The 14,147-nt window shown below is 50.3% G+C and carries 13 protein-coding genes and 2 pseudogenes; 12 read left to right on the top strand and 3 right to left on the bottom strand.

The window, feature by feature from the left end:
* The 4 genes and pseudogenes from X474_RS16975 to X474_RS26910 all read left to right on the top strand — a co-directional run.
* Positions 1-360 (top strand): annotated as a pseudogene (locus X474_RS16975) (transposase); the annotation flags it as partial.
* A 293-nt stretch (positions 361-653) separates the two neighbouring features.
* Positions 654-890 (top strand): hypothetical protein, encoded by a 237-nt coding sequence (locus tag X474_RS16970; protein ID WP_044350606.1) that lies wholly within the window; start codon positions 654-656, stop codon positions 888-890.
* 7 nt (positions 891-897) lie between these two features.
* A complete protein-coding gene (locus X474_RS16965) occupies positions 898-1,371 on the top strand; it encodes a hypothetical protein (RefSeq protein WP_044350605.1) in 474 nt (157 codons plus the stop codon).
* An 80-nt stretch (positions 1,372-1,451) separates the two neighbouring features.
* Positions 1,452-1,912, top strand: a pseudogene (locus X474_RS26910) (IS3 family transposase); the annotation flags it as partial.
* Positions 1,913-1,945: 33 nt separating this feature from the next.
* Here the strand turns inward: X474_RS26910 and surE are convergent.
* Complete coding sequence (surE, locus tag X474_RS16950; protein ID WP_044350603.1) at positions 1,946-2,713, bottom strand: 5'/3'-nucleotidase SurE; 768 nt, start codon at positions 2,711-2,713, stop codon at positions 1,946-1,948.
* A gap of 168 nt (positions 2,714-2,881) precedes the next feature.
* Here surE and htpX point away from each other — a divergent pair, with 168 nt between their 5' ends.
* The 4 genes from htpX to X474_RS16930 all read left to right on the top strand — a co-directional run bounded on the left by htpX (position 2,882) and on the right by X474_RS16930 (position 6,759).
* A complete protein-coding gene (htpX, locus tag X474_RS16945; protein ID WP_044350602.1) occupies positions 2,882-3,853 on the top strand; it encodes a zinc metalloprotease HtpX in 972 nt (323 codons plus the stop codon).
* The gene (locus tag X474_RS16940; RefSeq protein WP_052515335.1) at positions 3,850-5,229 is read left to right on the top strand and encodes a trypsin-like peptidase domain-containing protein; all 1,380 of its coding nucleotides are present in this window, start codon (positions 3,850-3,852) and stop codon (positions 5,227-5,229) included. The genes htpX and X474_RS16940 overlap by 4 nt, the downstream gene beginning before the upstream one ends.
* Positions 5,230-5,364: 135 nt before the next feature.
* Complete coding sequence (locus X474_RS16935; protein WP_044350601.1) at positions 5,365-6,246, top strand: DMT family transporter; 882 nt, start codon at positions 5,365-5,367, stop codon at positions 6,244-6,246.
* A 24-nt stretch (positions 6,247-6,270) separates the two neighbouring features.
* Complete coding sequence (locus X474_RS16930) at positions 6,271-6,759, top strand: GNAT family N-acetyltransferase (protein ID WP_044350600.1); 489 nt, start codon at positions 6,271-6,273, stop codon at positions 6,757-6,759.
* A 99-nt stretch (positions 6,760-6,858) separates the two neighbouring features.
* Here the strand turns inward: X474_RS16930 and X474_RS16925 are convergent, their stop codons facing one another.
* Entirely contained in the window at positions 6,859-7,551 is a 693-nt protein-coding gene (locus tag X474_RS16925; RefSeq protein WP_044350599.1) for an isochorismatase family protein, read from the bottom strand.
* A 45-nt stretch (positions 7,552-7,596) separates the two neighbouring features.
* Positions 7,597-10,563 carry a proline dehydrogenase family protein gene (locus X474_RS16920; protein WP_044350597.1) on the bottom strand — a complete coding sequence of 989 codons (2,967 nt, stop codon included), beginning with the start codon at positions 10,561-10,563 and terminating at the stop codon, positions 7,597-7,599.
* A 251-nt stretch (positions 10,564-10,814) separates the two neighbouring features.
* On the opposite strand from X474_RS16920, the gene X474_RS16915 reads away from it, so the two are divergent.
* The 4 genes from X474_RS16915 to X474_RS16900 form a co-directional block, all read left to right on the top strand.
* The gene (locus X474_RS16915) at positions 10,815-11,093 is read left to right on the top strand and encodes a TMEM165/GDT1 family protein (RefSeq protein WP_044350594.1); all 279 of its coding nucleotides are present in this window, start codon (positions 10,815-10,817) and stop codon (positions 11,091-11,093) included.
* Between the two features lie 529 nt (positions 11,094-11,622).
* Entirely contained in the window at positions 11,623-12,339 is a 717-nt protein-coding gene (locus X474_RS16910) for a hypothetical protein (protein WP_156360817.1), read from the top strand.
* Positions 12,318-13,736 (top strand): hypothetical protein, encoded by a 1,419-nt coding sequence (locus tag X474_RS16905; RefSeq protein ID WP_044350589.1) that lies wholly within the window; start codon positions 12,318-12,320, stop codon positions 13,734-13,736. The genes X474_RS16910 and X474_RS16905 overlap by 22 nt, the downstream gene beginning before the upstream one ends.
* Before the next feature lie 177 nt (positions 13,737-13,913).
* A partial coding sequence (locus X474_RS16900; protein WP_044350588.1) for a transposase occupies positions 13,914-14,147 on the top strand: 234 nt, incomplete at its 3' end.

Here is a 14,147-nt window from a genome sequence, read left to right as displayed (position 1 = left end):
GGTCCAGACCTGCATCGTGCACATGGTGCGCCACGGCCTGCGCTTCGTGCCCTGGAAGCACCGCAAGCAAGTGGCGGCCGACCTCAAGGCCATCTACCGGGCCGAGACCACCGAGGCCGCCGAGGGCCGGCTTTGTGAATTCGAAGAAAAGTGGGATGGCAAATATCCCACCATAAGCCAGTCATGGCGGCGCAATTGGGAGCAGACCATTCCCTTCCTGTCCTATCCTCACGAAATCCGAAAGGTGATCTACACCACAACCTGGCGGAAAAGTGGAAGAGGCCGCCAAAGGATTGGACCGCAGCCATGAATCAATTCGCTATCTTATTTGACGAAAGAATTCGCGCGGTGCAATATTGAAATCTTAAATCAACTCCGCAATTGGCTCATACACAGAAAATCATGCAGTCTCGATTAGTTTGACCCGTAGCCTCATACCATGCCATAATTTACATTATACCTGCCCCGCCACAATTTACGTTATCACCAAAGAGAGAAGCAAGAGTAGTTACTGATAGCTGTAGCAAGAACTTGTTTTCTTGAGCAGATAACTATGTCTTGCGGCCAGAGATCAACACGAAAGTGTTCGGATATACCATACGTTGGCTATTTGCTATAACCAACATAAGTTCTAATATGAAAGGAGCAGAGCAATGAGCGAAGAAAAAATGACTATTAATGTAAAGGTTGATCCAATCCAGTTCGCAGGCAGTACCTATACAAACGAGCAGGTTGCAGCACAGGAGGCGATAAAACTAGTCCTCTGCATAGCAAAAGAATATCATGGTATGTATTTTGGCGGTGCAGACGTTCACAGTCATATTATTAAGCGCCATTTTAGAGAATTTTATAAATTAGTATGGGAAAAATTGGAAGGAATTACTGACTAGGACAAATTTGATCCAGCCCATCTTTGACGGACACACGATTAAGCGGGTAAATTGCTTAACGGAGGTGTTCGATGCCATCGCAGAAAAATTAAAAGAAATCGTCACGCCGCAGATTTTCGGAGGAGTTCAAGATCAAGGCGCTTGGGCTGGCCAAACAGGCACCATGTACCGCAAATTGGATCACATAGTGTTCTGGAAGCTGGCGCAGTGGCTGGCCGGGAAGTACCGGTGCTCGATCAAGAAACTGATGCGAAGGCTGTTTAAACGCCCTGCCGGGGGTCAAACCAAAACCTGGATACTCTTCGGCAGGAGCGCAAGCGGCAATCTGTGCGGCGTAGCCCTGAGATTGCTGGTCGGCAGCCCCAAACATCAGTTTAAGTGGCGGAATCCCGAAGTCAATCCTTACATGCTAAATGATCAAAAGAGGAGCACCGTCACCTCGCGCTACCAAGATGTAGCCATGGCCATGGGCCGCGCTTAGATGGAAAGCCGTATGCGCTGAAAGGTGCACGTACGGTTCGGGGAGGAGAAGCAGGGAAATAGTCCGACTACGCCCTGCTTCTTACTCCACTGTGGACCGGTGAAGGCTGGCTGTACCTGGCTGTGGCCTTGGACCTGTTCTCACGCATGGTAATCGGCTGGGCCATGGACAAGCGCATGAATGCGGTACTGGTCTGCGATGCCCTGCAAATGGCTCTGTGGCGCAGGTGCATGCCCAATAGCGTGAAGTTGCATTCTGATCGAGGCAGCCAATACTGCTCAAAGAAATATCAGGCCCTGATCAAAAGCATAAACTGATCTGCTCCATGAGCGGCAAAGGCAACCCGTATGACAATGCCTGTGCCGAGAGCTTTTTCCATTCCATGAGAGTAGAACTGATCCACGGGGAAAGATTCGACACAAGGAAAAACATGCGCCAGGCTGTCTTTGAGTATATTGAGGTGGACTACAACCGAACCAGGAGGCATAGTGCCAATGGACATATCAGCCCATTGGAATTCGAAATCAAAAATGTAGCTTAACTGATTGTCTGTTGTTCGTGGGCGGGATCACAACTAAGGCTGGGGAAGGTCCAAACTGGTGGTCCTGAGGAGGTCCAGTGCTTCGTTATTGGTGAAGTCGTGGGCCATGGGGGTGATGGTGACATAGCCTGCCATGAGGGCTGGGAAATCGGCATCAAGGCCGCCGTCTTTGCCCATGGTTTCTCCGGCTTGCCAATAGTAGGTGCGTCCCCAGGGATCTGTCCTGGGTACGAAACGTTCGGTAAGCCTGGCCTGGGACTGCCTCACAAAACGCACGCCTTTTATCTTATCCGGCGCAAGGGCAGGCACATTCACATTAAGAGGCGTTTGGGAATAGGGCCCCAATATATCCCAATTTTTCACCAGATGGGCGGCGAAACGGGCGGCATAGCTGAAGTCCGGGTCCTGACGGGTGCCCAGGGAGATGGCCATGGCCTTGATTCCCTGCAAGGAGGCCTCGTTGGCTGCCGACACCGTGCCGGAATAGAGCAGGTTAAAGCCCAGGTTGGCCCCGACATTGATGCCGCTGGCCACCAGATCCGGCGGTTCGGGCATCAGCTCATGCAGGGCCAGCTTTACGCAGTCCGCCGGAGTGCCGCTCACCGCGTAACCGTTGAATCCCGCCTTGGGACTTAATTTATGAACCAACAGAGGATCCGCCAGGGTTATGGCATGCCCCACGGCGGACTGCTCCCTTTCAGGCGCCACCACAAAGACATCGTGCTCCCTGCTAAGGGCATCATGCAGCGCCGCCAGGCCGGGGGCCATTACGCCGTCATCATTGGTAAGTAGTATCCTCATGAGAAAATTAGTCTACGGCTGAGCGGCGGGCCTGTCAATCAGGTACTTTGCCCGCCTTTATATTGACATCAATACCAGGCCAACTTAACTTTTATCAATACTGGAAGAGCATCTCGCTTTGATCTGGCCTGATTTGATAAGGCTTGAAACAAAACAAAAGGTCGGGAAATGAACCGCGTAAAAACAGTTCTTTTTTTAGGTCTTCTAACCGGAGTGCTGGTTGCCATAGGCGGAGCCGTGGGTGGAAGCCAGGGCATGGTGATCGCCCTTGTGATCGCCGCGGCCATGAATTTTTTTTCCTATTGGTATTCAGACAAGATGGTCTTGAAGTTCTATCGGGCCAGGCCCGTTGACATGGCCAGTGCGCCGGAGTTGTATTCCCTGGTCCGCGAATTGAGCGGAAGGGCGGGGCTGCCCATGCCCAGGGTTTGTATCATAGACGACCCCACGCCGAATGCCTTTGCCACGGGGCGCAACCCGGATAACGCGGTGGTGGCGGTGACCACCGGCATTTTGCGAATTCTGGACCAAAGGGAGTTAAGGGGTGTGCTATCCCATGAACTGGCCCACGTTAAGGACCGGGATATTCTGATAAGCTCGGTGGCGGCCACCCTGGCCGGGGCCGTTATGGTGCTGGCCAACATAGCCCGTTTTTCCCTGTTTTTTGGCGGAACGGACGACGACGATGACAGCGGCCTGGGCATCATCGGGGTGATTTTGATCTCCATTTTAGCCCCCCTGGCCGCCATGCTGGTGCAGATGGCGGTCAGCCGCAGCAGGGAATACCTGGCCGATGCCGAAGGAGCCAAGATATCAGGCGATCCCAGAGGCCTTTCCTCTGCGCTCGCCAGGCTGGAAAACGCCAACCGGGCCCAGCCCATGGCGCATGCCACTCCCCAGACTGCTCACATGTTTATTGTGAATCCCTTGTCTGCCCAGGGGATGGCAAACCTGTTTTCCACCCACCCGCCGATCAGTGAGCGCATAACGCGCCTTAACAACATGGCTCCGGGCGGCGGCGCGGATTATCGCCCGCAGAAGGAGGCGGGGAATCGGGTGCAGGATCGGATAGTTACTCCGCCTCCTCCACCTCCTTCCGGTGACGCAAGGGGCATGGGCGGAAAGATAGACTGGTCATGAAAAGACGGTACAACCTGCTGTGGCTGGGTGCGGCTTTGGCTGTATGCCTTGGATTGTTCAGTGCAAACCCTATTCTGGCCGACCAGCGGAGCAGGGTGACCAATGTGGTAAGGGTGGTGCGCCAGGCCTCTCCCGCCGTGGTCAAGATAGCCACCAAAAGCGTGCGCAAGCAAAGGATCTTTCAGACCGGCGATGAGTCTTTTGACCGGATTTTCGAGGAATTTTTCGGCCCCATGACCACTCGCGAGGAGGCCTCTTTGGGCTCCGGCGTGATCATAGACGGTAAAAGGGGGCTTATCGCCACCAATCGGCATGTGATCTCCCGGGCCACCAGCATTTCGGTGCATCTTTCAGATCGCAGGGTTTTTCAGGCCCAGGTGTTGGGAGCCGATCCGGAGAGCGATCTGGCGGTCTTGCGCATAAACACCAGAGAACCTCTGCCCCAGGCTAATTTGGGCAACAGCGACGATTTGATGATCGGCGAAACCATCATTGCCATTGGCAACCCCTTTGGGCTTTCCCACACCGTCACCACCGGGGTGGTGAGCGCTTTGCACAGGCGGGTGAAGGCCGGCCGGGATTCCTGGCTGCATGACATGGTGCAGATCGATGCCAGCATCAATCCGGGCAACTCAGGCGGCCCGCTTTTGAATGTGGACGGGGAATTGATCGGCATTAACACCGCCATTTACCGTCAGGGCCAGGGTATTGGCTTTGCTGTTCCGGTGGACCGGGTGAAACGGGTGGTGGGAGACCTGGTGCGCCACGGCGAGGTGGTTCCCTCCTGGCTGGGGCTGTTTTTGCAGGACATGAACCCGCGCCTGGCCGCACATTTTGGCCTGCAAAAGGTGGCGGGGGCCCTGGTGCTGGAGGTTATGGATAACAGCCCGGCCCAGAGAGCCGGTTTCAGAAGAGGTGATCTGATTACCCATGTGGATGGAACTCCCCTGGCCAATGCCAGCCATTACCAGGCCTGGTTGGGGGCTGTGGCTCCGGGCGATGCGGTGACCCTTAAGGTGAGAAGTAAAAACAGGGTGGCAAAACGCCACCTTAAGGCCAGCCCATTCCCACTTGGCCGCGCCCAGGAGGTGGCTTGGCTGAAATTGGGCTTTACCGTCAGGGAAATGGACCCGGAGACTGCCAGGATGCACAGGGCGGCCATGGGTTCGGCTGTGGTGGTGGCCAAGGTGCGCCCCCGCTCAGAGGCGGCCTCCATTGGGCTTAGAAAAGGCGATCTGGTGCGCCAGATGGGAGACAGGACCACTCATTCGGTAAAGGAATTCACCAGGGAGATAGCCAGGCAAAGGCTTTTGAGCAGAATAACCATTTTGGTGCGCAGAGGCGCCCGTTCCCAGTTTGTAACCCTGGGCAGATAAGCTTCTGTAATTTGCTGAAATAAACCGGCCGGGTTTGCCTTATCTGGCAAGCCCGGTATTTCTTTTCGCCCAGTCACTAAGGGCGTGATATAAGTTGCCGTTGGAACCGTTTTTCCCTTAACGGGCCGTAAGACCATGCATAATCAGAAAAAAGCCTATATTTTTGCTGCGCTGACCGTCATGCTCTGGTCCACGGTGGCCTCTGCCTTTAAGCTTTCCCTAAGGCATCTCAATTATCTGGAGCTTCTGTTCTGGGCCAGTTTGTTTTCCAGTTTTGCCCTGTTTGGGGTGCTTTTACTCCAGGGCAGGCTAAATCTTTTATTTTCCTTTTCAAAAAAACAATATTTGGCTTCCTTGGGCCTGGGGCTTTTAAACCCCTTTTTGTACTACAGCATTCTTTTTAAGGCCTATGACCTGCTTCCGGCCCAGGAGGCTCAGCCTTTGAACTACACCTGGGCCATCACCCTGGCCCTTTTATCCATCCCCCTTTTAAAGCAAAAGATCGGTCTCAGAGACCTGGGCGGGGCGCTTGTTAGCTACTTGGGGGTGGTGGTTATTTCAACCCACGGGGATTTAACGGATTTCGGTTTTTCAGATCCCTTGGGCGTGGGCCTGGCCCTTTTGAGCACCATAGTGTGGGCCCTTTATTGGATCTATAACACCAAAGACACCAGAGACCCGGTGGCAGGGCTGCTTCTGAATTTTCTGTTTTCCTTGCCTTTTACTTTCTTGGCGTTTTTATTGTTTACGGATTTTACCTTGCCCAACCTTTACGGACTTTTGGGTGCGGCCTATGTGGGCTTTTTCGAGATGGGCATTACCTTTGTGCTCTGGCTCTATGCCTTGAAATACTCGGAAAACACAGCCAAGGTCGGGAGCCTTATTTTTGTCTCCCCCTTTGTCTCCCTGATCTTGATTCATTTTCTGGTGGGGGAGGAGATTTTGGGCTCCACTTTTGTGGGCTTGATTCTGATTGTGGCCGGGTTGATAATCCAAAAGATGAAAAAGGCTGCATAATCAAAAGTTAAGGAGAATCGGCAGATGCTTGAGATTCGCAAAGCCGAAGAGGCTGATTTTGATGATATATGGCGTATCTTTCACCAGGTGGTGGCTAAGGGCGACACCTATACCTTTGATCCGGAAACCAGCCGTGAAGAGGCTCTTGGAATCTGGACCGTAAAACCCTGGACCCCTTATGTGGCCCTGGATAAAGCCCGGGTGGTGGGGACCTTCAAGCTGGGCCCCAATATGCCCGATTTGGGCGACCATGTGGCCAACGCGGGTTTCATGGTTGACCCGGCCTCTCGGAAAAAAGGTGTGGGCCGGGCCATGGGCGAGTTTGCCCTGAAAGAGGCGGCGCGTTTGGGGTATAAGGCCATGCAGTTCAACTTTGTGGTCAGCACCAATAAAGTTGCCGTAAAGCTTTGGCTGGATCTGGGCTTTGAGATCATGGCCACTATGCCCGAGGCCTTCAGGCATAAGGAAAAGGGCCTGGTGGATATCCATATCATGCACAGGATGCTTGGCTGAAACAAAGAAGCGGCTAGAGTCGGGCGGGTTGGAAGCAAAAGGATAACCGGTTAAAAAAACCGGCTACCCTTTTTGCATAGGCATTTCACCTGAAACAGGCTAAAGCAGGGCGCGCACCTTTTTTAGATCCAGGGTGGACCACAATTCGGCTCCGCTTTTCTCCATTTCCTGCCAGGCTTGACTGGTGGTGTCCGGCGCGACCCCACGGCAAAGTTCTTGAACAACAATCATCTCAAAACCCTCTTCAAGTCCGTCCAACACCGTGGCCTTGACGCAATAGTCACTGGCAATGCCAAAGGTGAGGAGCTTTTTCACTCCCTGTTTCAGCAAAACCCGGGCCAGGCCGGTTTCACTGCCTCCGTCATCCTTAAACCCTGAATAAGAATCATAGGCGGGATGCCTGCCCTTGGGCATCAGGTGGTCGGTATGCTCGGGAGCCAGAAGCACCTGGCTGCCGGGGTGGCCTTCCACACAGTGATCGGGCCAGAGAATCTGTTTGCGGCCGTCTTTTAATTCTATTTCCGTGTAATGATCCCTGCCCGGATGGGTGGTGGCAAAAGAGATGTGGCCCTTGGGGTGGCAGTCCTGGGTGGCAAAGACTTTCAGCCCCAGTTCCCGCAAACTGCGCACCGCCTTTGAGACCTGGTCCAGATAATCCAGGTCCGAGCCTTCCACAGCCATGGAACCCTGGTGCGCCTGGGTGAAATCCGCCTGCAGGTCCACCACCAGGACAGCCAGGTCCGGGGTCTTGTTGTTTGTAACGCACGTATCAAGGGAATTGTCAGGTGCCATTTTTGTTTCCTCCTCGGCCTGTTCTACTACTCTTGAGGCCGGGACTCAACCTTCAGGTGCAAATCCCCTTCTTAAGGTGTTTTCCGTAACACAGCGCGGCTCCAGGAACTGGATAAGATAGTCCGGCCCTCCGGATTTGGAACCTATGCCTGACAAGGCAAAGCCGCCAAAGGGCTGTCTGCCGACCATGGAGCCGGTTACGCCCCGGTTTATGTAAAGATTGCCCACCCTGAACTCCCTGATGGCTCGTTCTATGTTATTGGGACTTCTGGAATATATGCCTCCTGTCAGGGCGTAATCCACATCCAGGGCCAGGAAAAGGGCTTCATCCATATCCTTTACCTTCAGGATGCTCAAGACCGGGCCGAATATTTCTTCCGTGGCCAGGCGGGACTCCGGCGGAACCTGATCAAATATGGCCATGGGCGCGTAAAAGCCTTTTTTGGGCGGGGTTGATTGCCAAAGCAGGTTTGCCTCTTTTTTCCCCAGCTCTATGTAGCTTAGGACTTTTTTCTGAGCTGCCTGATCCACCATGGGGCCTATGTCCGTGGCCGGGTCGGCCGGGTCGCCCATTACCCAGGACTGGGCCGCGGGGATGAGCCGGTCTATGAAGCGTTTATAGTTTTCTTCCAAAACCAGAACCCTGGAACAGGCCGAGCACTTCTGCCCCTGATAGCCAAAGGCAGAGGCGCAGATGCCAGCCACAGCCTCATCCAGATCCGCATCCGAATCCACAATGATCGCGTTTTTGCCACCCAGCTCGGCGATCACCTTTTTCATATGCCTTTGGCCCGGCTGAATTTGCGCGGCCCTTTGGCTTATTTCGATGCCGACTTCCTTGGAACCGGTAAAGGCAATCAGACTGGTTCTGGGGTCATCCACCATCTGCCTGCCCACCGTGGAACCCGGACCGGGTAGATAGGCCAGCACTCCTGGAGGCAGACCTGCCTGATCGAAGATTTCGGCCAGGCCCGCTCCCACCACCTGGGAGTCGCGGGCAGGCTTGTAAAGCACCGGATTGCCCGCTGCCAGGGCGGCGGAGGTCATGCCCATGGAGATGGCCAAGGGAAAATTCCAGGGCGCGATCACAACCGCTATGCCTCGCGGCTGGTAAAAATAGGTGTTTTTTTCACCGGGCGGAGAGACCAGCCCATGCCCCCGGCCCAGGCGCATTGCCTCCCTGGCGTAGTAGTCCAGAAAATCAATGGCCTCGGTAACATCTCCATCTGCCTGGGCCCAGGCCTTGCCAACTTCGCTGATCTGGAGCGCGGCCAGTTCCAGGCGTTTTTGCCTGGCCAGGTCTGCTGCCTTGAAAAGAATCTCCGCCCTTTTGGAAAACGGGGTGTCGCGCCAAACAGGCAGGGCTGCCTGGGCGGCTGCAAAGGCCTTTTCCACTTCCCTTTTACCGGCCTGATAAACCTGGCCCACCACCTCGTCCGGCCTGGCCGGGTTTATGGAGGGAAGCTTCTTTTTGGTTTTTATCCATTGGCCGTCTATGAAAAGCGGGTATTCCCGGGGAGTTTGTGAGCGGTGTTGTTTCACTGCCCGGGCAAAGGCTGTTCTGGGTTTGGGTTCGGAAAAGTTTAGATGAGGTTCGCTGGCAAAGGGAGCCTGGTCAATTTCCTGGGGAGGCTCTGCCATGGGATCTGGAATGCGGCGGCGGGGGTCGGCGCTCAATTCCTCGATAGAGATGCCTTCGGCATAGGATCTGCGTAAAAAGGATTCATTGGCCGTGTTCTCCAAGAGCCTGCGCACCAGATAGGCCATTCCGGGAATCAGCTCTCCCACTGTGGCATAAACCCTCAGGGGAACCTTTTCCTCCATAAGCGCCACCCGCACCGGCTCGGCCATGCCAAAGAGCACCTGGAATTCTATCTCCCCCTGGGGAATGCCGAGCAAAGCGGCGTATTCCAGGGCAAAGGCCAGGGAACGCAGGTTATGGGAGGCGCAGGCCAGGCGCAGGTGATCATGATTGTTAAGGACCAGGGATGTCAAGTGTTCAAAATTGGCGTCTGTGGAGGGTTTGTCTTCAAATACAGGCACCCGCCAGCCCTGCTGCCGGGCGATCACCGTTTCATAATCCCAGTACGCACCCTTGACCAGGCGCACGGTTACCGGGTGTTTCCTGTGCTTGGCCCAGGTCAGAAGGTCCAGGGCATCCTGTTCCGAATCCTTGAGATAGGTCTGGATCACCACCCCGGCATGGGGATAATCCTGAAATTCATCCTCATCCAAAAGGCTCTTGAACAGGGCCAGGGTGAGATCCTTAAAGGCGTATTGCTCAACATCAACATTTATGAAGGCCTGTTTTTCCATGCAGGCCCTGAAGATGGGCCTAAGCATTTTCTTGGTCCGGTCTATGGATTCCTGGAAATTTGCCGGATGCATGCGAGGATTAAAGGTGCTGGGCTTTAGCGAGAGATTGATTTTGGGGCTGGCCCCCCAATCCAATTTGTTTGAGGCTCCACCCAGGGCGGGCCAGCGAGGGCTGTGCTCTTGCAGGGTGCTGAGCAGGTCAAGGTAGCGTTTTTGATATTCCTCTGCCTCGGGCCAGGAAAGGGTGGCCTCACCTAACAGGTCCAGGGTGAAGGCCAGGCCGCTTTTGCGTATGCGCTTTAGATTGGGCAAGGCGTCTTTGGGCGTGGCTCCGGTAATGAACTGACGGGCCATCTTGACGATGTTGGATTTTATCCCCCTGGCCGCCATCTGAGCAGCCATGGATTCCGGTGATATCGAACTTATGCCCCATTGCAGGGCTGCGGGGAAATCCTGTTCCGGTCTACAAAAATACTCCTGAAGATGTCGGGCTACGGAAGATGACCGTTCCAGATAGGGAAGCACATCCACAAAACGGAACATCTCCACCTTGAACTCGGGGTTTTTCATGCACCATTCCATAACTTTTCCGGACCACCAGGCCCGGTTGAAAATCGAAGGAGTGGTCTGGTGCACCTTTTGGAACATGGCAGCCGCTTTTTCTGCGACCCTGGTTTGCAAGCCTTCTGAATCCATTTGCTGCCCCCTTTTTTCTAATTTCCGGCAATAGGAAAAATGAGACTTATTAAGTCCCGGGGACTGACGGGCGCTGGAAGCGCTTAAATATTCCCTATTTTCAGACTAGCAATCACTTTGAATAGCAGTCCACGAATTTATAATGGGAATAAGGCTATGGTCGAAATTAGTTTTGGTTGATATAGTTATGTCCCTTTTAGCGGCTGGGTGAAAGGGCATTATTCGTTGAAATTTTAGCGGGAAGGGTTTTCGTGGACTGGAAAGTGTTATTCACCACTTTTGGTATGATTTTTCTGGCCGAGTTGGGCGATAAAACTCAATTAGCCACCTTTTGTTTTGCTGCTGACTGTAAATCCCGCTGGGCCGTTTTTCTCGGCTCTGCCGGAGCCTTGGTCCTCACCTCCGCCCTGGCGGTTCTCCTGGGCCAGGTTGCGGACCAGTTTGTCCCGGCCAAATACCTCAAAATCGGAGCTGGGGTGCTTTTCATAATCATGGGTGTATGGATGGTGTTCTTCCCGGGCTCGGACTAGAAGATTACCTTACAATTTCCTCCTGCTGTTCCCTGGTGAATTGCCTGGAAGCACGGCTGATTATTATTTCTTCTCGCCTTGCATGAGTTGAGACAGACGGTCTTGCCTTTTTTCTTAATCTGCCCCTAAAAAAGTTTCCTGTAAATTCCCAAACTATAGTCAACTAGGAGTAATTATAGAACAATTACTCCTTTAGCTGAGGTGCTGTAATTTTTGTGAAAGCAAAAATATATTATCCTTAGATGTTGCTTTTTTAGATTTGTGCTTTAAACGGGTAATAATGGATGATTGTTTCTCAAAATTTTTGACTATAAAAGTATAGAGCCTGTTAATTTGTAATAAGGAAATTTCAGTAAATAGCATACTTGTTATTGAATATAATCTAAAAAACCGAAATTAAGCAGAATCTGTTCTATAAATCTTGAATTCAGTAAATAATTTGATAATTTAGTGAATGAAGGTGAGTAAGAAAAAGTAGCTAAGAAATAAGATATTAAGGATAGTTGTTCCGAGAGAAATGGGGGGGGAGATGAGTAACAATAAAAAGAATTATATTGAGGTTAAAAAGCAAGTTATTGATGTGTTAAAAGATAGAAAAGCAAATGTTGCTAAACTGACCAGGCAGGAAATATTAAATAAATTTCTAAAAGATTCAGCTCTATATGGGCCAGTAGTAGCATCTGAAAATTTACGGGCTTATAAAGAAAATGAAGAAAAACCTAAAGCCATTAGTTTAGACCAATTATTGGAAAAAATGCTTAATAAAGAGATGGATAAGGCGACGAGAGAGCATAACAGGATATATGAGCCTAATGCAATCAGCAGGAATAATATAGAAAGGGTAACCAGCTCATGGATAGATGGGTTAGGAAAAAATGCACTGAAAAAGAAACCAGAGGTTGGGGTTGAAGGTATTAATAGTAAAATAGTAAATGATAAATGGTATTACAAGAAATATCCGATTCGTAATGTAGATAAAAGCAATCTTCCGGTTGGATCGAGCTTCTATGGCAAAAAAATAATAGGTGAAGAATATGCTAAAAAGCCAAATTTAATTCCGGAAAATATGATTTTACAGTATGCGGATCCTTCCGGTAATGTAGTCAAATTATATGCGCCAAGTAAGAGCACACCTGCCAGGATGGATATTCACTTAAACTCGAAATTTGAAAAACCGTCAGTAAATTTTGACTTAATGCTGAAGAAAATTAGGGATAGAAAATTTTGGAAAAAAATAATCTTCTAAATGTAGGCAGATATTATGAAGAAATTTTCTCCATGATTAAGGCGGAAAATATAAATGTTCATCACAGACCTCAAGGAATGGAATTAAACGGAAATGGAAAAAGAAATGAGAAAAATAAGGATCAGTTAGAGCAAAGAATGAACCCGGTGTTTGGCTTCATGGATACCTGGTCCCTAGTATTGCATTATCCCGAACTGGTCAATGGACAAAAAGCAGTATCCACATATAAAGTTGATGTAGACAAAAATGAAAACGATGTTAACGGTATAGAGTTTGTGCAGCAAACAGTTGATTTATCCTACGGTCAATCAAAACAAAATATGGCGGATTTTTTAACTGGAGCAAGCCTTTTGATAGGTCAAAAGGAGATGCTGGGTTTTGCAACCGAGATGCGCAATAACGCAGATGTATTATTAGAGAAGTACAAAGGCAAAGAAGACCAGTTGGCTAAGGTGATAGCAGGAGCGGTTCAAGGTCTTTCGAGCAATGGGCCAAGTTTAGTGGTTGGAGGTGTCACAGGTGCGGCAGCGTCAAGTACAGGCGCAGGTGCTGTTTTGGCGCCAATAGCACCGTTATTAGCACAGGCGTTTTATGACACCATGGCCGATGTGGGTAAAGGATATCACGAAGCTCTGAAAAACGGCGCTGATAACGCAACAGCCAAAAAATTAGCTTTTTGTAATGGTGAAAAATCATTAACAGAAATGGTGTTTAATAATTTGATATCCAATGCTGTAGTAAGGAAGCTAAATTTAAGCGCTGCAAATAAGGAATTGTTAAAAGATTTTATTACAGACAGAATGAAAGTTATCGAACAAACAACTTATGATTACTTTATAAACCCCAATGAAAAAATCTCTCAATTGGATTTTTATGACCGGATGACTGGATTTTGTAAAAATACATTAAAGGGGTTGGTTGATCCAAAAGGGCTTCCAGGTATAGGAGTAAGAAAAATAATAAGTAATCGTATCCAAAAAAAGGAAAGTAGAGCCTTCGAAGCAAAGAAATTTGATCCTCATAATGTTGAAAGCTCAAAGAATGATCTGGCCACTAATTATTTGAGTGACCAGAAGATTAAATCTCGAAACATAACTGAAGTGTCTCCTAGTAAAATAGATCATAATCAAAAAAATATAATGGGGACTTCAGATACAGCTTGGGCAGATAGCATGTCTGGTGGACTACTGAGTCTTCCTTCAAATTCTATGAATTATTGGGATCGGGAAATTTCAAATTCTAATTTAGCTTTTAATCCTAGGCTTATTGAAGCAAAGATGAAGAGTATTCTATATAATACCCAAGGATTGAATTCTTCAACAGAAAATCTTACAACGTTTAATGGCAATCTAAAGCCGTTTGATATTTTTAATAGTAAAAAAAATAAAAATCAATGAGACCTTTGTGTTGATACATTATATTTTAAAAAATCTAAATACATCCACTTGTACAGTGATGGTATTGGCCTGACAGTCGCCTCCTACAGGGTAGGTTTTTAAGCTGAGGAGTGGCAGGAATTTCGTGTATGGAGCCAATTGTGAGATAATCACCCCTTCATCGGAGGAGTACGCACAATGGCTACCAAGGACGAATTGCTTGATGAGTTGCTCAAGGGCTATGAGAGGCCCGAAGACCTGTTGGGAGAAAACGGAATATTCCAAGAGCTGAAGAAGGCGCTTGGAGCGGAGCTTACGCACCACCTGGGGTGCGAGAAAGGTAAGAAGCCGGAAGCCAAAAGCGGCAACACCCGAAACGGCCACGGCAAAAAGCGGGTGAAGTCAAGTGGTGGCGAAATAGAGTTGTCAGTC

Origin of the sequence: Dethiosulfatarculus sandiegensis, assembly GCF_000931935.2 — a bacterium.
Taxonomy (GTDB): domain Bacteria; phylum Desulfobacterota; class Desulfarculia; order Desulfarculales; family Desulfarculaceae; genus Dethiosulfatarculus; species Dethiosulfatarculus sandiegensis.
The sequence above is the reverse complement of the archived record's forward strand: the minus strand, read 5'-3'. Positions and strand labels throughout refer to the sequence as shown.